Genomic DNA, 18806 nt, shown 5'->3' on the forward strand with positions numbered 1-18806 from the left:
TCTTTGCGAGAGCTAAAGTACTGTGTGAAAGCTAAAGTACTGTGTGAAAGTTAAAGCGCTGTGCGAAACTTAAAGGACTTTGCTGCGTAGCAGGCTAGTAATGGCTTCACCAATCAGTACTAAGATGATAATCGCGATCAGAATGGTCGCGACCGTCGGCCAAGCAAACGTGTCGATAGCGCCCTGAAGAATCACGCCAATGCCGCCTGCGCCAACGAGCCCCAACACCGTCGATTCACGAATGTTGATATCCCAGCGCAAAATCACGATCGCAAAAAAGGCTGGCATTACCTGGGGCACAATGGCGTAGGCAACCACTTTTGCCTTGGAAGCACCGGTCGCTTCCATCGCTTCGACCGGTCGGCGGTCGATTTCTTCAATGGCTTCACCCATTAGCTTGCCGATAAAGCCTATCGACCGAAACACAATGGCTAGAATCCCTGCTAATACGCCGGGGCCAAAAATGGCCACGAATAATAGCGCCCATATAATCGTATTCACCGAGCGGCTGGAGACCAGAATAAAGCGCCCCAACCACAGGCACGCACGATTAGGCGTGGTGTTCTGTGCGGCGATATAGGCCACTGGCAAGGCGAGAAAAATAGTCAGAAACGTGGCGAGCGTTGCAATATGCACGGTTTCGAGCAGCGCGTTCAAAATATTGCTTAGCCCGGCAGCGCTGGGGGGCCACATACGGGCACCCAAATTCGACATTTGATTGGGGGCGTCCCATACCCAAGGCCAGAAAATATCAATATCGCGTACTGCCCAAAACACCAGCATTAACGTGCCCAGCAGCACTGCGTAGCGTATAAGCCGTTCTTTACGGTCGTAGCGGTGCCAAACGCGGTCGGCGAGTTGCTGTGCGTGATCTACCATATTTTTTTCCTCACCCAGCCGCTGATGCCTTCACTGAGCAAAATAACCGCAATAATGACCAGCAGGATCGCAAAGGCGAAGTCATAATCGTAGCGGCCAAAGGCGTTCATTAGCGTGCCACCGATACCGCCTGCGCCGACGATCCCCACCACGGCAGAAGCGCGTAGATTGCTATCCAGCTGGTACATAGACAAGCCCACCTGGCGGGGCAGTATTTGTGGGAAGACGGCGTAATAGAGCGTGGCTATGTAGCCTGCCCCCGCTGCGCGCATCGCTTCTACTTGCCCCCAATCTATTTCTTCGATCTCTTCGGCTAGCAACTTTCCAACAAAACCGATGGAGTAGAGGGTCAGCGTTAAAATACCTGCCAATGGGCCAAACCCAACGGCCGCCACGAATAAGATGGCCACAATAACGGGGTGAAAGCTGCGCGAGATAATAATGACGGCGCGCCCAATCACGTAAATGGGGATTGGCGCAATGTTACGCGCGGCCATCACCGCAAAAGGAATCGATAAGAAAACGCCCAGTAAGGTGGCGAGAATGGCAATTTGGAAGCTTTCTTTAAAGCCTGTTATCAGCAGCTCGTAACGTTCTAAGCTGGGTGGAAAACCTCCGCTGAAGATGCGCGCCGCCCGGGGTAGGCCCTCCGAAATGCGCGCCCAGTTAAACGGTAAAGAACCGAAAGCCCACACCAAATAAACCGCCGCGACAATGAAGATGCCATAGCGAATGACGGGATTAGCAATAAAGGGCGGCTTTTTCCAGGTGCGCGGAGAAGAAGGGGAGTCAGACGGGGTCATGTCGTGGCTCCTCTGCCTGGGCACCGGGCTGCTCGGTAATGGCATCGTCAGGCGCTTCAATACCCCCATAAATGGCATCAAGGGCGTCTTTGTTAAAGTCCGCAGGAAGCCCATCAAAAATCATTTTACCGTGGCGTAAACCGACAATGCGCTCCGTGTAGGTTTTTGCTTGAGCAACGTTGTGAATGTTGATCAATACCGGTAGCGACAGTTCACTGGCAAGGCTCTGCAGAAGTATCATAATCTGCTCGGACGTGCGCGGGTCTAACGACGCCGTAGGCTCGTCGGCCAGCAATAGCTCAGGTTCTTGCATTAATGCGCGCACTACCCCGACGCGCTGACGCTCACCGCCGGAAAGCTCATCGGCACGCTTATTGGCGTAATGCGCAATGCCAACGCGCTCCATGAGGGTAAACGCACGCTCTATATCGGCTTGGGGGAAGCGACGCGAGATGGCTTGGTAGAGATTAACGTAGCCAAGCCGCCCAGCGAGTACGTTCTCCATAACGGTGAGCCGGTCAAGTAAATTAAAGCCTTGGAACACCATGCCAATTTTGCGCCGGGCACGGCGTAACTCAGCGCCTTTCACATTAACCAGCTCGGCGCCATTGAGTTTGATAGAGCCCGATGTGGGTTCGACCAAACGATTGATGCAGCGGAGCATGGTGCTTTTACCCGCACCGGACGCGCCGACGATAGAAACAACGCTGTTGTCCTCTACCTTCAGATCGAGGCCTTTCAGTACTGCCTCATTGTGGCCATAACGCTTGACCAGATTCGTAATTTCCAGCATGTGATGGCTTCCGTCGAAAGGCGAATAATTGCGCCGCCTGAGGCGGCGCAATCGCTGTTACTCCAGGTTTTCCGGCGTGTAGCTCACGTTATTAGCCGCTTGGATGGTACGAATCACTTGCCAGTTGTCTTTGTAATTTATCGGAATAAACTTCTCGACACCTTCAAATTCTCCACCCAACTCAGTGCCGATGAAATCGAACGTAAAGAAGGCTTCTTCGATTTTTTCCACGAGATCCGGGTGCAAGTTATGGGCGTAGTTATAGGAGGTAGTTGGGAATCGGTCAGATTCGTAGATCAGTCGCACATCTTCTTCATCGTAAAGGCTGCGTGCTGCCATACGCTCTACCACTTCAGAAGCCACCGGAGCGGCATCGTAGTCACGCGCCACCACACCCAGCATGGATTGGTCGTGGCTGCCTGAGTACACCACGTCATAATCTTCTTCGGGGGTAATGCCAAGCTCTGGCAGTAAGGCGCGCGGCGCTAGGTTACCGGAATTGGACGTTGGTGAGGTGTGGGCAACACGCTTGCCTTTGAGATCTTCCAGGCGCTCGATGTCTGAATCGACGTGGGTAAATAGCTGCAGGGTGTAGCCGAACTGGCCATCGTCTGACCCCATTAGTGCGAAAGGTACTGCACCAGCCAAGTTAACGGCAAAAGGGGTAGGGCCGGTTGAGAAGCCTGCAATGTGTAAGCGCCCGCTACGCATAGCTTCGACTTGTGCAGCGTTAGATTGAACCGCAAAGAAGCGCACATCGCGTTCGGTAACGTTAGATAAGTGATCAATAAAGGGCTGCCAGATATCCGAATAAATGGCAGGATCTTCTACGGGTGTGTAAGCAAAAATAAGCGTGTCTGGGTTGGCCCACTCGGATTCATCGCTTGGCCGGTCGGCGACCATGTCGCCATTTTCGTCACAGAAAATAGTGTCAAGGTCGCCGCGTTCGCATTCTGCGAAGGCATGGGTAGAGAGTAGTACGAAGGGGAGCAGTGATGCAGCCGCAAGCATAGCAAGCGGGCGCTTGCAGAAACGTGGTGTTTCCATAGTTAGCCTCTTATGTGCGTTATTTTTGTGTGTGCTATCCACTAACGAGTTTAGTCTCTTTCTTTTGCTTGGCGTGCATTTCGTAAGTGGACATTTGTAGCGCTAGATGTTTATTTTTCGAAAATGATCTCTTTCAATCTAGGATTTATTACAAAGATATGTCAAACACTTTTACTACCTCTTTTTACCCTTGGCGAAATCGCTATCTCTTGATGCGCCATGGCCACAGCCAAGCGAACGAACAAGGGTTAATTATTAGTTCGCCTGGGCGCGGGCTTTGCGGCTTTGGCTTGTCACCCCTGGGTGAAGCGCAGTTATCAACGGTTGTTGATCAGTGGCGGTGGCCGACTCCCACGAAAGTGGTGCACTCGGACTTTCTGCGCACCACACAAACCGCTGAACGAGTCGCTAATGCCTTTGGCTTAACGTTGGAGAAAGAGGAACGACTTCGTGAGCGTTACTTTGGTGAGCTCGATGGTCAAACGGATCGTTACTACCCCGATGTATGGGCGTTAGACGCCCAAGATGCTGACCATCAACAACATCAGGTGGAGGCGGTAAGTCGCGTCGCCAAGCGTATGTGCGCAGTGATCGAGGGGCTAGAGCGACGCTGTGACGGCGAGACGGTGCTAGTGGTGAGTCATGGCGACCCGTTACAAATTCTGCTCACAGCGCTCGCCAATGAACCGCTGACGCAACACCGTGAGCAGCCTTCCCTGCAGCCTGCCAGTATTACCTTGCTGGGGAGTTAGTCGGCTTCTTGCGCGGGAGGAATCCAGGCAATCATATCCACTTCTACGTCGGCACCACCGGCTAGGCCGGTGACGCCAATACACGTGCGGGTTGGCAGCGGCTGCTCGAAGTAGCTGGCGTAGACGCCGTTCACTTCGTCAAAGTGGCCCATGTTGGTAATAAACACTCGGGACTGAACCACGTATTCAAAACTGCTGCCTACCTCTTCCAACACAATTGCCAAGTTTTGCATCACTCGGTGGGTTTGTTCGGTAAACGTGCCCAGCAGCATTTCGTTGGTTTCGGGTACAGTGGGCATCTGGCCGGTAATAAACACTAAATCGCCCACTCGGCAAGCATGCGAAAAAGGCGCAATTGGCTGTGGGGCGCGGTCGATAAATAGCTTTTCCATTATCAGTTGTCTCTCTTGTTTCGATGAGTCGGCGTTGATGAGTCAGCGTTGATGAGTCAGTGTCGCTGGCTATAAGCTCAATAGAAAAATGGGCCTACGATGAGGCCCATTGTCCTTACCAAGCGTTTTACTTAGTGCCCCAGAATCTGGCTTAAGAAGAGCTGGGTACGTTCTGACTGCGGGTTATTGAAGAAGGGCTCGGGGGCGTTTTCTTCGATAATCTGCCCCTGGTCCATAAAAATCACCCGGTCGGCGACGGTTTTGGCAAAGCCCATTTCGTGGGTTACGCATAGCATGGTCATGCCTTCATTGGCTAGCTCAACCATGACGTCCAGTACTTCTTTGATCATTTCCGGATCGAGTGCGGACGTGGGTTCGTCGAACAACATCACATCAGGGTGCATGCACAGAGAGCGGGCGATGGCTACCCGCTGCTGCTGGCCGCCGGAAAGTTGGCCTGGGTACTTAAGTGCTTGCTCGGCAATGCGTACCCGCTCTAAGTATTGCATGGCCATTTCTTCCGCTTCGCGGCGCGACTTTTTTTGCACCCACATCGGTGCGACACAGCAGTTTTCTAGCACCGTTAAGTGAGGGAAGAGGTTGAAGTGCTGGAACACCATGCCCACGCTGCGGCGTATCTGTTCGATACGCTTAACATCTTGAGTAAGCGGTACGCCGCCCACCACGATGTCGCCTTGCTGATGCTCTTCTAGATGGTTGATACAGCGAATCAAGGTTGATTTGCCCGAGCCTGACGGCCCGCAAACAACGATACGCTCGCCGCGCTTTACTTCCAGGTCGATATCGCGCAGCACGTGGAAATCGCCGTACCATTTGTTAACGCCGCGCATTTCAACCATCAGGTCAGAAGTACTGGTGTCAGAAGTACTGGTGTCAGAGATGTTGGTGGCTGCTTGAGTCATGTCGTTATCCTGCTGAAAATCGTTAATAAAAGCGGCGTTAGCGCTTATGGCCGGTGTGCAGCTTGCGCTCTAAATACTGGCTGTAGCGCGACATGCTGAAACAAAAGATCCAGAACATGAAGGCGGCAAAGACATAGCCCTCCAGTGAGAAGCCCAGCCAGCGGGAGTCGGCCAGCGCTGCTTGCACGATCCCCAATAGGTCAAATAGTCCGATGATCATGACCAGGGTGGTGTCTTTAAACAGCGAAATGAAGGTATTCACAATGCCGGGAATCATCATCTTTAGCGCCTGGGGGAGCACAATCAGTCCCATGCGTTTCCAGTAGGTCATGCCTAGCGCTGCGGCAGCCTCTTCTTGGCCCTTCGGGATGGCCTGCAGCCCACCACGGATAACCTCTGCCATGTAGGCGCTTTGAAACAGTGTTAAGCCAATCAGCGCCCGCACTAAGCGATCCACATTCATTTCAGAAGGTAGAAAAAGTGGCAGCATTACCGAGGCCATGAACAGAACGGTGATCAGCGGTACACCGCGCCAAAACTCGATAAATACCACGCAGAAGCTTTTCACGATGGGCATATCGGATCGCCGCCCCAACGCCAGCACGATCCCGATTGGCAGTGCGCCAACCATGCCGACGGTGGCCAGTAGTAGGGTTAGCATCAAACCGCCCCAGCGATGTGTCGATACGCGGGGAAGATCGAAGTAACCGCCATGCAGCAGCACATAGGCAACGATAGGGAAGCCAACTAAAGCAAACACCGCTACCCAACGCTTGAAGGGCAGGCGGGGAATTGCCAGCCATGCGATCAACGTAAAGAAACCGGCAAACACAATGTTGGCTCGCCAGATCTCTTCACGGGGATACAAGCCGTAGATGAACTGGGTAAAGCGTGCGTTGATGAAGACCCAGCAGGCCCCTTCCCGAGAGCAGTCATCGCGTGTGGTGCCTATCCAATCGGCATTCAGAAATGCCCATTGAACGGTGGGTACCACCAGAAAATAAAGCACGTAGAGCCCGATCAAGGTGAAAATGGTATTGATCGGCCCGTTGAACAGATTGGCACGTAACCAAGCAACCGCCCCAACAGAACTGCTGGGGGCTGGCCGCTCTTTAATGATTGTTTGATTATGGATCATGTCGTTATCCTCGCCGTCGGCCTAGCGTTCAACCAGTGCCACTCGGGCGTTGAACCAGTTCATAAACATGGACACCAGCAGGCTGATGGTTAAGTAGACCGCCATGGTCATGGCTATGACCTCTATGGCTTGGCCGGTCTGGTTCAGCGTGGTGCCTGCAAACACCGAGACAAGGTCGGGATAGCCGATGGCAGTGGCCAGCGACGAGTTCTTGATCAAGTTTAGGTATTGGCTAGTGAGTGGCGGGATAATGACGCGCAGCGCCTGAGGAATCACCACCAGACGAAGTACCAGGTTACGAGGCAGGCTCAGTGCCTGGGCGGCTTCCGTTTGCCCGTGGGAAATTGCCTGGATGCCTGAGCGGACAATTTCAGCGATAAATGAGGCGGTATAAATCGACAGGGCAAGCCAGAGGGCAAGGAACTCGGGAATCACCGTAATACCGCCACGGAAATTAAAGCCGCGCAGTTCGGGCATCTCCCAGGTAACCGGCACGCCGGTGGCAACCAGCACTAAAAGTGGTAAGCCAAAAATCACCACAAACGAAATCCAGTAAGCCGGCAGGCGTTTCCCTGTGGCTTCATGGCGACGCTTATTCCAGATAACCAGCGCAATGCTGGCAATAATAGCAATGAGAAAAGTAACCGGAATTAAGCCAAAGCCAGACTCAAACAGTGGCTGAGGTAAATACAGCCCGCGCACGTTAAGAAAAATCGCTTCACCAAATGCCATGCTCTCTCGGGCGCTTGGCAACGTGCGAAGCACGGCAAAGTACCAGAAGAAAATTTGCAGCAGCAGTGGAATATTGCGGAAGGTTTCGATGTACGCAGTGGCTAGTCGCGCCAATAGCCAGTTAGGCGAAAGGCGGGCGATACCAACAGTAAATCCGATGATGGTCGCGGCCAATACCCCTAGGCCACCCACCAGCAGCGTGTTTAGTAAGCCAACGAAAAAGGTACGGCCATAGGTGCTTTGCGAGGAGTAGTCGATCAGACTCTGCACAATCCCAAAGCCTGCGGTGTTGCTTAAGAAACCAAACCCGGTGGTGATACCACGTGAGGATAAGTTGTCTTGGACATTACCGACAATGTAGAGCAAAAAAGCGGCCACAGCAGCGACAAGCAGCAGCTGGAAGATAAGCGCACGTTTGGCGCGGTCTCGCCAAAACGGCGGCTTGTGGCCAGCGGGGCGAGTGTTAGGACTTGCGGACATGGGAAGCGTCTCCGGGATACGGACGATCAATCAAACGGCCCGCCAACCCTTGAAATAGAGAATTAAGTAGGGTGGCGGGCCGGGGTCAAACGAGACGCTTAGCGAATCGGCGGTGCGTACTGGAAGCCACCTTGATTCCACAGGGCGTTAACACCACGTTCAATTTCAAGCGGAGAGCCCATGCCCACGTTGCGCTCAAAGCTTTCACCATAGTTACCCACTTGGCTCAGGATGTTGTAAGCCCAGTCGGCTTCCAGACCCATGCCTTCACCGTAGTTGCCATCTTGGCCAAGCAGGCGGGCAACATCAGGGTTGTCAGAGTTGAGCATCTCTTCGGCATTTTCGCTGGTAACGCCATATTCTTCACCGTTAATCATGGCGAATAGCGACCACTTCACAATGTTTAACCATACGTCGTCGCCTTGACGAACCACGGGGCCTAGCGGCTCTTTAGAGATAACATCAGGCAAAATCATCGCGCTAGACGGGTCGTCTAGCTGAATACGCAGTGCGGCTAGCTGGGAAGTATCAGAGGTCAGAACGTCACAGCGGCCAGCCTGGAAGCCACCGACGGTTTGTTCAGAGGTGTCGAAAACGATGGGGTCAAACTCCATGCCGTTGGCACGGAAGTAGTCCGCGAGGTTCAGCTCGGTCGTGGTGCCAGACTGGATACAAATAGCGGCACCGTCCAGTTCAGATGCGCTGGAGATACCTAAATCGCGGGAGACCATGAAGCCTTGGCCGTCGTAGAAGTTAACGCCAGTGAAGTTGAGACCCAGCGTTGTGTCCCGGGTAGTGGTCCAGGTGGTGTTGCGCGATAGTACGTCTACTTCGCCAGATTGTAGGGCAGTGAAACGCTCAACAGCGTTTAGTGAAATGTAGTTCACCGCCTCCGCGTCACCTAGAACGGCAGCTGCCACGGCACGGCATACGTCAACGTCGAGTCCTTGCCAGTTACCTTCATCGTCTGGGGAGGAAAAACCTGGCAGACCGTCGCTAACGCCACACTGTACGGCACCGCGTTCCAGTGTATCTTCTAACGTATCAGCTTGAGCAGTGGCGACACCGGCCAACGTGATAGCACCCGCGGAAGCCAGCAGTACTAAGTGTTTCTTATTCATCATGGTCGTTCCCCTTACTCGATTTAATGTCGTTATGCATGCAGATGCATGACAGTAAAAACTAGCAAGGAAGATGCCAGAAAGGATATGTCTACATATTCAGCGCTTTTCAACGCAAAATGCGCGATTTATACGAAAGTATTGGTGCAAAAAGAAACATTAGCGGCTAGTGATTGCTCTTTTTTGGTGCACGGCCGCTAATGTTCTGTCAGCTTAAAATCGTGCGGTTAAGCTTTACCAGTCAATAGGTTTGAAAGATGAACAGGTTTTGAGATGAATAAGGTTAACGAATAGGCGGTGCGTATTGAATGCCACCATCTTTCCACAGCGCGTTTAAGCCTCTGGCGATCTTGAAGTCAGAGTTAGCACCGACGTTGCTATCGAAAATATCGGCGTAATTACCCACTTGCTTGATGATTTGGTATGCCCAATCAGTGTTGATGCCCATGGGCTCGCCAAAGTCACCATCTTGGCCAAGCAGGCGCATGACATCAGGGTTTTCCGAATTAAGCTGTTCATCCACGTTAGCTTGGGTGATACCCAGCTCTTCGGCATTGATCATGGCAAACAGCGACCACTTAACAAGGTTGAACCACTGGTCATCACCTTGCCGAACGGCGGGGCCAAGTGGTTCTTTTGAGATAATTTCAGGGAGCACTACCGCCATGTCGGGATCAGCAAGTTGCATCCGCTGGGCATAAAGCTGGGAAGCATCGGAGCTTAAAACGTCGCAACGACCTGCTTCAAAGCCTGCAATAGACTGCTCTGGGGCATCAAATACCACCGCATCATAGGTCATGCCATTGATGCGGAAGTAATCAGAAAGGTTAAGCTCGCTGGTGGTGCCGGACTGGGTGCAAACTGCCGCGCCATCAAGTTCTTTGGCACTTTGTATGCCTAAATCACTGGCCACCATAAAGGCTTGGCCGTCGTAGTAACTCACGCCGGTAAAATTCATTCCCAGCGTTGTGTCACGGCTTGATGTCCAGGTCGTGGTGCGTGATAGGACGTCGACTTCGCCAGACTGCAGAGCGGTGAAGCGTTCTACCGAGTCGAGTGGCACGAAATCTACTTTTGTCGCGTCGCCAAGGGCTGCAGCCGCAATGGCACGGCATACATCGGTGTCCAGGCCCCGGTATTGGTCATTATCATCTAATGACGAAAAGCCTGGCTGGGCAGCGTTAACGCCACAGCGCAGGCTATCGCGTTCTTGAACGGTTTCTAGCGTGCTGGCCACGGCCATCGCAGGCACTAAAATACCAATTCCTACTCCTAACCAACGAACGGTTTTCATTTGTTATTCCTTAACGTGAAAGAGCAAAACAACGCCAGCACTTAAAACGCCAGTACTTGAAACGTAAGCACATAAAAAAGGCCGAGCAATGCTCGGCCTTGGCTATACGCAGACGCAGCGTTATGCGAAGGCTTTACGCATAAAAGGCGGCAGCGATAGCGCACCCCGGTGAGCATCACCTGTGTAGTACTGTAGCGGCATTTCATGCTCAGCGGCAGCCTGCTCGCGGAAGCTTTCAACGTTTGTCGCTTTACCGGCCAACGTGACGCTCCACCAACCAGACGGATAAACCGGCTGTGGGAAGGGCAGCGTGGCCACGCTATCAAAGCCCGCTTCACGCATGTCGTTACGCAGTTCGCGGATAATAGAACCGCTATGATAAAGCGGTGATTCGCTTTGCTGCACCATGACGCCGCCATTTTTTAGAATACGGTGGCAACGCTTCAGGAAGTCGGTTTTAAACAGCCCTTCGGCGGGGCCAACCGGGTCGGTGGAGTCGATAATCAACACGTCGATGCTCTCATCGGCAGCATCGTCTACCCACTTTACGCCATCAGCAAACAGCAGCTCGGCACGGGGGTCGCCGTTAGCTTCCACAAGCGCTGGGAAGAAGTGCTCGGCGGCCTTGGTGACTTCTTCATCGATATCGATTTGGGTCACTTTTTCAACGCCGGGGTGACGCAGCACTTCTTTTAACGTGCCGCAGTCACCACCACCAATGATCACTACTCGTTTGGGGTCTTGATGGGTGAACAGTGCTGGGTGGGCTATCATTTCGTGATAGAGAAAGTTGTCGCGATCGGTCAACATCACGCAGCCATCTAGCACCAACAGGTTGCCGTAGGTCTCTGTGGTATACACTTCAAGGTGCTGGTAGGGGCTTTGTACGTCCAGCAGCTTTTCAGAGATTTTCAGCGAGAAAGCGCTGCCGTGGCTATCAAATACTTCGGTAAACCACTGATCGTCGCGTAAATCGCTCATGACTTTACTCCTGGGCGCGAGTCGTTCGTTTGGGCCGGAATGCCTTGATGATACTGGGGGCTTAAATCGTGCAGCGCTTCCATAAAGGCGGTGACGTGATCAGGGTTGGTAAACTGGCTGATACCATGGCCCAGGTTAAATACGTGGCCAGGGCCGTGTCCGTAGCTTTCCAGCACGCGTGCGACTTCTGCGCGAATGGCAGAAGGCCGGGCGAACAGCACGTTCGGATCGAGATTGCCTTGCAGCGCCACTTTATGCCCTACCCGTGCGCGGGCATCAGAAAGCTCGGTAGACCAGTCGATGCCTAGTGCATCGGCACCTGCGCAAGCGATATGTTCCAGCCACTGGCCGCCGTTCTTGGTGAACAGAATGACCGGCACGCGACGCCCATCGTGTTCACGAATCAGGCCAGAAACAATTTGCTCCATGTAGCGCAGCGAAAACTCCAGGTAGGCGGGGGTTGAGAGCGCACCCCCCCAGGTATCAAAAATCTGTACTGCTTGAGCGCCCGCGCGAATTTGCGCGTTTAAGTAGTCGGTTACCGACTGTGCCAGGGTATCCAGCAATTGGTGCATGGTGTCTGGCGTATCGTAAAGCATGGTTTTCAGGTGACGAAAATCTTTGCTAGAGCCGCCTTCCACCATGTAGGTGGCCAACGTCCAGGGGCTCCCTGAAAAGCCAATCAGCGGCATGCGGCCGTTCAGCTCACGGCGAATGGTCGATACCGCACGCATCACATAATCAAGATCGCGCTCGGCGTTGGGCACCGTTAACGCCGCCACTTCTTCGGGTGTGCGCACTGTTTTTCTGAATTTAGGGCCTTCGCCGGTTTCGAAATAGAGCCCCAAGCCCATCGCGTCAGGGATCGTAAGAATATCCGAAAACAGAATCGCGGCGTCGAGCGGGTAGCGCTCAAGGGGCTGTAGCGTGACTTCGCAGGCTAGGTCATGGTTGCGACACAGGTCCATAAAGCTGCCAGCATCGGCGCGGCTGGCACGGTATTCGGGCAGGTAACGGCCTGCTTGGCGCATCATCCACACCGGAGTGCGGTCAACGGGCTGGCGAGCCAGCGCGCGAAGAAAACGGTCGTTTTGCAAAGGTGTGGTGGTCATAGACACTTGCTCTTAAGAAATTTGCCCGCATTGTAGGGGGTCATTGTACTTGAAGATAACGGTACTTGAAGATAACTGTGCTTAAAAACGTCTCTCCCAGTTGATACCGTGAGGCTGGCGTCGCTTCCTGGTAAACTATCTTCTTATTTTGCCAACACCGGTGGGGTTAGCTGGTTTGGTTAATCAACGAGGTAACCTGTGACCATTCGTTTCATTGCCGCTTCCCGGCTGCCCACACCTTGGGCCACATTCACCATGCACGGTTTCGAAGACGAAGCCACGGGTAAAGATCATATCGCCTTAACGCTGGGCGATGTGAGCGGCGGCGAGCCGGTATTGGGGCGCGTGCATTCCGAATGTTTAACTGGTGATGCCTTGTTCTCAATGCGTTGCGACTGCGGCTATCAGTTGCAGGAAGCGCTCAAGCGGATTGCGGAAGAAGGGCGTGGTGTGCTGTTTTATCTGCGTCAGGAAGGGCGAGGTATCGGGCTGCTCAATAAAATTCGCGCGTACCATTTGCAAGATCAAGGCGCCGATACGGTTGAAGCCAATGAGCAGCTTGGTTTTGGCGCAGACATGCGTCGTTATGACCTGTGCGTGCCAATGCTCAACCACTTGGGTATCACGGCGTTAAAGCTGATGACCAATAACCCGCGTAAGGTGGATGCCTTAACCCGCGATGGGGTGAAAGTGGTTGAGCGCTTGCCCATTACAACGGGCTTGAACCCGCACAACGAACACTACCTTTCAACCAAAGCGGGCAAACTTGGTCATATGATGGCGCTGGATGACTTTACCCAAGCCAGCGATGTCGATATTGAACGCAAAGGATGATAATTAACGTAAAGCATGATGGTAAACGTAAAGCATGATGGTAAACGTAAAGCATGATGGTGAACGTCAAGTATGATGGCGAGCGGGGAAGTTGCCAGGAGTGCCCCAAGATGAAAGGCGAAGATGAAAAACAGCGTGACGTGCTGACTCAAGAACAAAGCGAGTTCAGCATTATCGAAGAGTGGTTACACAGTATTACCCACGGGGTTGGTGCTGTGCTCAGCCTGATCGGCATGGTCGTGCTGCTGGTCGTTGCGAGCTTAGCTGCCCATATTGACCCTTGGAAAATTGTCAGCCTAAGCCTGTACGGGACCACGCTAGTCCTGCTTTATACCGCCTCGACCTTCTATCACGGCATTTCTCATCGGCGCTGGAAACAACGCTTTCAAATGCTTGACCACTGCGCGATTTACTTACTTATCGCGGGCACTTACACGCCTTTTCTGCTCGTTAATATGCGCGGCACCACGGGCTGGGCTTTATTTACCGCTGTGTGGTCGCTAGCGCTGGTGGGGATTGGCTGCAAACTGCTTTGGCCACAGCGCTTTGAGTTACTACGCGTAGTTATCTATCTACTCATGGGCTGGATGATCGTGCTGGCCTCTAGAGAGATGGCGGCCAGCCTATCGGTGACCGGCATCACCCTGCTTGCTGCTGGTGGAATCATCTACACGCTAGGCGTTGTCTTCTACGCCGTGCGTGCCATCCCCTACAACCACGCTATATGGCATTTGTTTGTGATTGCCGGAAGTGTCTGTCACTACTTTGCCGTCTACAGCGCTGTTCTGCCCCATGGGGCAGTCACTTAGCATCAGCTGCCGCTTGCTCTTTTTCCATGGCGCGGGCTATTGCGGGGCGCTGCATATGGTGTTTGCTGTAGGTTTTAAGTGATTCTGGCAGGCGGTGCTTCATGCTGGCTGCCCACGTTAAGGTATGGGTAAGAAATATATCCGCCAGCGTGAAGGTATCGCCGACTAATGTTTCCTGACCCTGGTAGCGGCGCTCAAGCGCTTGCAACGCACGCTGGAATTCCCACGCAGCGGTAGGTAGTACTGCAGGCACGCGCTTATCTTGGGGGAGCGCGAATTTATGTTTGGCCTGAAGCCACAGTGGTTGCTCGACTTCGGTGACAATAAAGCTCAGCCATTGGTCGACCCGCGCTCGCTCAGCGGCGCTTTCAGGCAGCAGGCTGCCATCACCGTACTGTTCGGCCAGATAGCGGCAGATAGGCGCCGATTCAAACAACGTTAGCTCGCCATCTTCCATCACGGGCACCTTGCCGTCTGGATGGCGGGCTAGGTGCTCAGCAGTTTGTCCTTCGCACTTATCCAGCGCTACATGCTGGCAGCGGTATTCTAGGCCAAGCTCTTCAAGGGTCCAAGCGACTCGCAGTGAGCGGGAGTTGGGATAGCTGTAGTGCGTAATCATGAGGCGGCTCCTAAGTAGCGCGGTGAGACGTTACTTTAGCGAGTGCTTAGAAGCCTGTCACTGGCTACTGGCCCCGAGCGCTGCGTATGCGTTCGTAAGCGTTGCCGATTTCGCTGGTGCGCGCCTGGGCCACTTCACGCATACTTTCTGGCAGCCCTTTACCCGCCAGTTTATCTGGGTGATTTTGGCTCATCAGGCGGCGGTACGCTTTCTTGATGTCTGCATCATTGGCATCTTCGCTCACCCCAAGTACGCGATAAGCATCTTTTAGCGCTTCTTCGCTGGAACCTTGTGAATTCGCGGCAGCACCGTGAAGCATGGCTTCGATCTGCTGCACTTCGGCATCGCTACAGCCAACCCCGCGCGCTACGCGCAGAATCATCTCGTGCTCTTCAGGGTGAAGCACGCCGTCGGCAGCAATGGCGGTTAACTGAACCTGCAAAAACACCTGGCGTAAAATCGGCTGGCGTTGAGTCAGCCGATTAACGTTGGCCAGCTCTGCATCTAGGTTGAAGTCGTCGGCGCGACCGCGCTCAAAGGCAGCTCGCGCTTTGGCACGCTGTTCGCCTTGAAGGCGCATTTGGTCAAACAGCTTTTCGGCTACGCCAAGCTCGCCATCGGTGACTTTACCGTCGGCTTGGCACAAGCAGCCCATTACCGAGAAGATCGATTCTAGAAAGCCTTCTTGGATTTGTGTGCGGGCAGCGTTTAAGCGGCGGCTAATCCGCCGTGCCAGCCACCAGCCCAACCCGCCGCCCACCAGCAGGCCAATGGGGCCGCCGAAAGCAAGGCCAATCAGGCCAAACAGAATAATCAAAAATAGCATGGTGTTCTCAACCGTTTAAAAATTAAAAGTTACGGGAGGCGTGCGCGAATAGCGCGCTCGATACCGTCGGCATCCAGGCCGCAGTCGCGTAGCAACTCCGCGGGAGAGCCGTGTTCAACAAAAGTATCAGGTAGGCCTAAATTGAGCACTTCGATTTGTACGCCTTCAGCGTGCAGTAGCTCGTTCACCGCACTGCCTGCGCCACCAGCAATCACATTCTCTTCTAGAGTGACCAGCAGCTCGTGTTCATCAGCGGCATGCAACACGGTGTCTCTGTCCAGCGGCTTAATAGAACGCATGTTGATATGCGTCGCATTGAGCTTTTCTGCGACCACTGCGGCGGCGCTGTTAACGCTACCAAACGCTAGCAATGCAATGCGTACACCTTCACTGCCAGCATCGCGGCGTACCTGTGCCTGGCCAATCGGTAGTGGCTCTAGGTGCTCAGGGATGTCTACGCCGGGGCCTGTGCCTCGCGGGTAGCGAACCGCTGCAGGGCCTGGGTGATGGTAGGCAGCGCTTAGCATGGCGCGGCATTCTGCTTCGTCAGCAGGGGCTAAAATCACCATGCCAGGAATGCAGCGTAAAAACGATAAATCCATGCTGCCGTGGTGCGTTGGGCCGTCTTCACCCACCAGGCCTGCGCGATCAATCGCAAACGTCACGTCTAGATTCTGGACGGACACATCGTGAATGAGCTGGTCGTAACCGCGTTGCAAGAACGTGGAATAAATCGCCACGACAGGCTTCATGTGTTCGCAGGCCATGCCTGCGGCAAGCGTCACGGCATGCTGCTCGGCGATCGCGACATCAAAATAACGCTCGGGGTACTGTTGGGAGAAGCGAATCAAATCCGAGCCTTCACCCATGGCCGGGGTAATTCCCATTAGCCTTGAGTCGGTGGCCGCCATATCGCACAGCCAGTCGCCAAACACGTTGCAGTACTTTTTCTTAGCCGCCACCTTAGCTGCTATCGGTGGTTTCACCAGTGGCGCATTGGCAGTGGTGTTGGGCTTTTCCAGTTTGGTAATCGCGTGATAGCCAATCTGGTCAGCCTCGGCGGGCAGAAAGCCTTTCCCCTTGACCGTTTTGATATGTAAAAACTGCGGGCCATCTTGATCGCGCAGATTGCGCAGCGTTGTAGTCAACGCTTCCAAGTCGTGGCCATCAATGGGGCCGATATAGTTAAATCCCATTTCTTCAAACAGCGTGGCAGGGCTCACCATGCCTTTCATGTGCTCTTCGGTACGCTTGGCAAGTTCAAGTGCGCCCGGTAGATGGGACAGTACTTTTTTGCCCTCCTCACGCATCTTCAGGAAAGGCTTGCTGGACAGCACTCGGGCGAGATAGGTGGCGATACCACCCACGTTTTCCGAAATCGACATTTCATTGTCGTTTAGCACCACCAGCAGGTTGGCGTTTACGTGGCCCGCATGGGCCAGCGCTTCAAACGCCATTCCCGCCGTGAGTGCGCCGTCACCAATAATGGCACACACGTGACGAGGGTCGTTTTGCGCCTGGGCGGCTAGCGCCATCCCCAGGGCTGCTGAAATTGATGTACTGGAGTGACCTACCCCGAAGGTGTCGTATTCGGATTCAGCACGACGGGGAAACGCCGCTAAGCCGCCATGCTGGCGAATGCTGAGTATCGCTTCGCGACGCCCAGTTAATATTTTATGCGGGTAAGCTTGGTGGCCTACATCCCAGACCAAACGGTCTTTGGGCGTATGGAACGCGTGATGCAAGGCTACGGTAAGCTCCACCACGCCCAAACCTGCGCCGAAGTGGCCGCCCGTCACACCTACGCTATATAACAAGTAGGCACGCAGTTCGTCAGCCAACTGGGCAAGCTGACTAGCATTCATGGCCCGTAGCGCAGCGGGATGATCAAAAGAGTCGAGCAGCGGCGTTACCGGGCGCTCGCGGGGAATCTCGTCGAACAGCTTCATAGGCATGTTTTCATAGGCATGTTTTCATGGTCGTCGTTCATCGACATCGTTTAGTGGTCGCGCTCGATCATGTAGTGGGCAAGATCGGCCAGCGGTGCGGCTTGCTCGCCAAGCGGGGCGAGGGCGGCAATGGCCTCTTCCATCAGCGTGTTTGCTTTAAGCTGCGCGCCGGAAAGCCCCAGCAAGCTGGGATAAGTCGGCTTGGCACGAGCGGCATCAGCGCCGGAGATTTTGCCTAGCGTGACGGTATCGCCCGTTACATCAAGGACATCATCGTGAATCTGAAAGGCTAGACCAATGGCGCGGGCGTAGCGAATCAGCGCGGCAAGCCGAGGGTCGTTTTCATCTGCTGCGACTAACCCGCCTAAACGCACGGCGGCTACAATCAGCGCACCGGTTTTATGGGCATGCATGTGAGCCAGGGCGTCTACATCGGGGTGGCCACCCACGGCAGCTAAGTCTAGTGCCTGGCCGGCGACCATTCCCGAACGACCAGCGGCCACCGCCAGCGTAGTGATCATGCTGCCAAGCCGTGGATGCGGTTGGCTGGCGAGTACTTCAAAGGCCAGTGCTTGTAGCGCGTCTCCTGCTAAAATCGCGGTGGCTTCATCGAAGGCTTTGTGCACCGTAGGTTGGCCGCGACGTAGGTCGTCATCATCCATGGCAGGTAGATCGTCGTGAATCAACGAGTACGCATGGATTAGCTCAATCGCTGCTGCGGGAGCGTCTAAGGCGTCTTCCTTCGCACCTAACGCTTTGCCTGCGAGATATACCAGCAGCGGCCGCAGACGTTTACCGCCTACCAACAAGCCGTGGCGCATGGCGGCTTCAAGTCGCGGTGCAGCGGCTGGCTGGGTATCAAATAAAGCTGACAGCGTGGCATCTACCCGCGTGTTGCTCGCGTGACGCAGCGTCGCCAACTGAGAAGCATCAGTAGTCGTTACCACGGCGGCGTTTCCTCGTTGTCGCTGCTGTCTTCGCTGTCGCTGCTGTTGTCGAGAGTGTTTGTCATGCCTGAATTACTCGCAAACGAGGTGACTTTCAACTTGCCGTCTTGATCCTCGCTTAAGGCACGGACTTTCAACTCAGCACTATCAAGACGTTGCTGGGCGTCGCGGGTAAGTCGTACGCCTTGTTCAAACGCGGTCAGCGCGTCCTCCAATGAGAGTTCGCCAGACTCAAGGCGTTCCACAATGGTTTCAAGCTGTAAAACCGTTGCGGCAAAATCTTGCGTGGGAGGAATGTTGTCGCTCATTGGGTAATGCCTACCGTTTTGCTGGCGCCTTGACGCTGTTTAAGGGCAGCGAATGTGGCTATAGCCG

20 protein-coding genes are annotated in these 18806 nt (G+C 54.1%); 3 read left to right on the top strand and 17 right to left on the bottom strand.

The annotated features are described in order from the left end of the window. Positions 1-69: 69 nt before the first annotated feature. From phnE (ELY33_RS10695) to phnD, 4 genes are read right to left on the bottom strand one after another with little or no spacing between them, the layout of a single operon-like run. Entirely contained in the window at positions 70-879 is an 810-nt protein-coding gene (phnE, locus tag ELY33_RS10695; RefSeq protein ID WP_038479462.1) for a phosphonate ABC transporter, permease protein PhnE, read from the bottom strand. Beyond that, positions 873-1682 carry a phosphonate ABC transporter, permease protein PhnE gene (gene phnE, locus ELY33_RS10700; RefSeq protein ID WP_126947834.1) on the bottom strand — a complete coding sequence of 270 codons (810 nt, stop codon included), beginning with the start codon at positions 1680-1682 and terminating at the stop codon, positions 873-875. Before phnE (ELY33_RS10700) ends, phnE (ELY33_RS10695) begins: the two co-directional genes overlap by 7 nt. After that, a complete protein-coding gene (gene phnC, locus ELY33_RS10705; protein ID WP_126947836.1) occupies positions 1669-2475 on the bottom strand; it encodes a phosphonate ABC transporter ATP-binding protein in 807 nt (268 codons plus the stop codon). The genes phnE (ELY33_RS10700) and phnC overlap by 14 nt, the downstream gene beginning before the upstream one ends. A 57-nt stretch (positions 2476-2532) precedes the next feature. Continuing rightward, the gene (gene phnD, locus ELY33_RS10710) at positions 2533-3522 is read right to left on the bottom strand and encodes a phosphate/phosphite/phosphonate ABC transporter substrate-binding protein (RefSeq protein WP_126947838.1); all 990 of its coding nucleotides are present in this window, start codon (positions 3520-3522) and stop codon (positions 2533-2535) included. Positions 3523-3680: 158 nt separating this feature from the next. Between phnD and ELY33_RS10715 the strand changes: the two genes are divergently transcribed. Beyond that, a complete protein-coding gene (locus tag ELY33_RS10715; RefSeq protein ID WP_126947840.1) occupies positions 3681-4274 on the top strand; it encodes a histidine phosphatase family protein in 594 nt (197 codons plus the stop codon). Here the strand turns inward: ELY33_RS10715 and ELY33_RS10720 are convergent. From ELY33_RS10720 to hemE, 8 genes are all read right to left on the bottom strand, one after another. Further along, positions 4271-4666, bottom strand: coding sequence for a RidA family protein (locus ELY33_RS10720; RefSeq protein WP_126947842.1), 396 nt, complete (start codon positions 4664-4666; stop codon positions 4271-4273). The two genes, ELY33_RS10715 and ELY33_RS10720, sit on opposite strands and share 4 nt — an antisense overlap. Positions 4667-4797: 131 nt before the next feature. Continuing rightward, entirely contained in the window at positions 4798-5526 is a 729-nt protein-coding gene (locus tag ELY33_RS10725; protein ID WP_126948080.1) for an amino acid ABC transporter ATP-binding protein, read from the bottom strand. A gap of 100 nt (positions 5527-5626) precedes the next feature. Then, the gene (locus tag ELY33_RS10730) at positions 5627-6727 is read right to left on the bottom strand and encodes an amino acid ABC transporter permease (protein ID WP_126947844.1); all 1101 of its coding nucleotides are present in this window, start codon (positions 6725-6727) and stop codon (positions 5627-5629) included. A gap of 21 nt (positions 6728-6748) precedes the next feature. Further along, on the bottom strand, positions 6749-7939 hold the full coding sequence (locus ELY33_RS10735) for an amino acid ABC transporter permease (protein WP_126947846.1): 1191 nt from the start codon (positions 7937-7939) through the stop codon (positions 6749-6751). Positions 7940-8037: 98 nt separating this feature from the next. Further along, positions 8038-9063, bottom strand: coding sequence for an amino acid ABC transporter substrate-binding protein (locus tag ELY33_RS10740; RefSeq protein ID WP_126947848.1), 1026 nt, complete (start codon positions 9061-9063; stop codon positions 8038-8040). Between the two features lie 280 nt (positions 9064-9343). Continuing rightward, positions 9344-10354, bottom strand: a complete 1011-nt coding sequence (locus tag ELY33_RS10745) for an amino acid ABC transporter substrate-binding protein (RefSeq protein ID WP_126947850.1) — start codon at positions 10352-10354, stop codon at positions 9344-9346. A gap of 120 nt (positions 10355-10474) precedes the next feature. Then, positions 10475-11335, bottom strand: a complete 861-nt coding sequence (gene speE, locus ELY33_RS10750; RefSeq protein ID WP_126947852.1) for a polyamine aminopropyltransferase — start codon at positions 11333-11335, stop codon at positions 10475-10477. Next, positions 11332-12447: a uroporphyrinogen decarboxylase gene (hemE, locus tag ELY33_RS10755; RefSeq protein WP_126947854.1), complete on the bottom strand. Its 1116-nt coding sequence runs from the start codon at positions 12445-12447 to the stop codon at positions 11332-11334. Before hemE ends, speE begins: the two co-directional genes overlap by 4 nt. Positions 12448-12645: 198 nt before the next feature. Between hemE and ribA the strand changes: the two genes are divergently transcribed. Next, entirely contained in the window at positions 12646-13281 is a 636-nt protein-coding gene (ribA, locus tag ELY33_RS10760) for a GTP cyclohydrolase II (protein ID WP_126947856.1), read from the top strand. A gap of 110 nt (positions 13282-13391) precedes the next feature. Then, positions 13392-14090: a PAQR family membrane homeostasis protein TrhA gene (gene trhA / locus ELY33_RS10765; RefSeq protein WP_126947858.1), complete on the top strand. Its 699-nt coding sequence runs from the start codon at positions 13392-13394 to the stop codon at positions 14088-14090. On the opposite strand, the gene ELY33_RS10770 is transcribed toward trhA, so the two are convergent. From ELY33_RS10770 to ELY33_RS10790, 5 genes are all read right to left on the bottom strand, one after another. After that, positions 14083-14709 carry a glutathione S-transferase family protein gene (locus ELY33_RS10770; RefSeq protein ID WP_126947860.1) on the bottom strand — a complete coding sequence of 209 codons (627 nt, stop codon included), beginning with the start codon at positions 14707-14709 and terminating at the stop codon, positions 14083-14085. The two genes, trhA and ELY33_RS10770, sit on opposite strands and share 8 nt — an antisense overlap. 64 nt (positions 14710-14773) lie before the next feature. After that, positions 14774-15535: a co-chaperone DjlA gene (djlA, locus tag ELY33_RS10775; protein WP_126947862.1), complete on the bottom strand. Its 762-nt coding sequence runs from the start codon at positions 15533-15535 to the stop codon at positions 14774-14776. A gap of 29 nt (positions 15536-15564) precedes the next feature. Further along, positions 15565-17490: a 1-deoxy-D-xylulose-5-phosphate synthase gene (dxs, locus tag ELY33_RS10780; RefSeq protein WP_126947864.1), complete on the bottom strand. Its 1926-nt coding sequence runs from the start codon at positions 17488-17490 to the stop codon at positions 15565-15567. Positions 17491-17534: 44 nt separating this feature from the next. Beyond that, positions 17535-18431: a (2E,6E)-farnesyl diphosphate synthase gene (ispA, locus tag ELY33_RS10785; RefSeq protein WP_126947866.1), complete on the bottom strand. Its 897-nt coding sequence runs from the start codon at positions 18429-18431 to the stop codon at positions 17535-17537. Continuing rightward, positions 18425-18739: an exodeoxyribonuclease VII small subunit gene (locus tag ELY33_RS10790; protein WP_126947868.1), complete on the bottom strand. Its 315-nt coding sequence runs from the start codon at positions 18737-18739 to the stop codon at positions 18425-18427. Before ELY33_RS10790 ends, ispA begins: the two co-directional genes overlap by 7 nt. Positions 18740-18806: the final 67 nt, after the last annotated feature.

Origin of the sequence: Vreelandella andesensis (genome assembly GCF_003989795.1) — a bacterium.
Lineage (GTDB): Bacteria > Pseudomonadota > Gammaproteobacteria > Pseudomonadales > Halomonadaceae > Vreelandella > Vreelandella andesensis.

What these genes read in the sequence shown, in the direction of transcription:
- phnE (WP_038479462.1), bottom strand. Translation starts at nt 879, where the DNA reads ATGGTAGATCACGCACAGCAACTCGCCGACCGCGTTTGGCACCGCTAC.
- phnE (WP_126947834.1), bottom strand. Translation starts at nt 1,682, where the DNA reads ATGACCCCGTCTGACTCCCCTTCTTCTCCGCGCACCTGGAAAAAGCCG.
- phnC (WP_126947836.1), bottom strand. Translation starts at nt 2,475, where the DNA reads ATGCTGGAAATTACGAATCTGGTCAAGCGTTATGGCCACAATGAGGCA.
- phnD (WP_126947838.1), bottom strand. Translation starts at nt 3,522, where the DNA reads ATGGAAACACCACGTTTCTGCAAGCGCCCGCTTGCTATGCTTGCGGCT.
- ELY33_RS10715 (WP_126947840.1), top strand. Translation starts at nt 3,681, where the DNA reads ATGTCAAACACTTTTACTACCTCTTTTTACCCTTGGCGAAATCGCTAT.
- ELY33_RS10720 (WP_126947842.1), bottom strand. Translation starts at nt 4,666, where the DNA reads ATGGAAAAGCTATTTATCGACCGCGCCCCACAGCCAATTGCGCCTTTT.
- ELY33_RS10725 (WP_126948080.1), bottom strand. Translation starts at nt 5,526, where the DNA reads ATGGTTGAAATGCGCGGCGTTAACAAATGGTACGGCGATTTCCACGTG.
- ELY33_RS10730 (WP_126947844.1), bottom strand. Translation starts at nt 6,727, where the DNA reads ATGATCCATAATCAAACAATCATTAAAGAGCGGCCAGCCCCCAGCAGT.
- ELY33_RS10735 (WP_126947846.1), bottom strand. Translation starts at nt 7,939, where the DNA reads ATGTCCGCAAGTCCTAACACTCGCCCCGCTGGCCACAAGCCGCCGTTT.
- ELY33_RS10740 (WP_126947848.1), bottom strand. Translation starts at nt 9,063, where the DNA reads ATGATGAATAAGAAACACTTAGTACTGCTGGCTTCCGCGGGTGCTATC.
- ELY33_RS10745 (WP_126947850.1), bottom strand. Translation starts at nt 10,354, where the DNA reads ATGAAAACCGTTCGTTGGTTAGGAGTAGGAATTGGTATTTTAGTGCCT.
- speE (WP_126947852.1), bottom strand. Translation starts at nt 11,335, where the DNA reads ATGAGCGATTTACGCGACGATCAGTGGTTTACCGAAGTATTTGATAGC.
- hemE (WP_126947854.1), bottom strand. Translation starts at nt 12,447, where the DNA reads ATGACCACCACACCTTTGCAAAACGACCGTTTTCTTCGCGCGCTGGCT.
- trhA (WP_126947858.1), top strand. Translation starts at nt 13,392, where the DNA reads ATGAAAGGCGAAGATGAAAAACAGCGTGACGTGCTGACTCAAGAACAA.
- ELY33_RS10770 (WP_126947860.1), bottom strand. Translation starts at nt 14,709, where the DNA reads ATGATTACGCACTACAGCTATCCCAACTCCCGCTCACTGCGAGTCGCT.
- djlA (WP_126947862.1), bottom strand. Translation starts at nt 15,535, where the DNA reads ATGCTATTTTTGATTATTCTGTTTGGCCTGATTGGCCTTGCTTTCGGC.
- dxs (WP_126947864.1), bottom strand. Translation starts at nt 17,490, where the DNA reads ATGCCTATGAAGCTGTTCGACGAGATTCCCCGCGAGCGCCCGGTAACG.
- ELY33_RS10790 (WP_126947868.1), bottom strand. Translation starts at nt 18,739, where the DNA reads ATGAGCGACAACATTCCTCCCACGCAAGATTTTGCCGCAACGGTTTTA.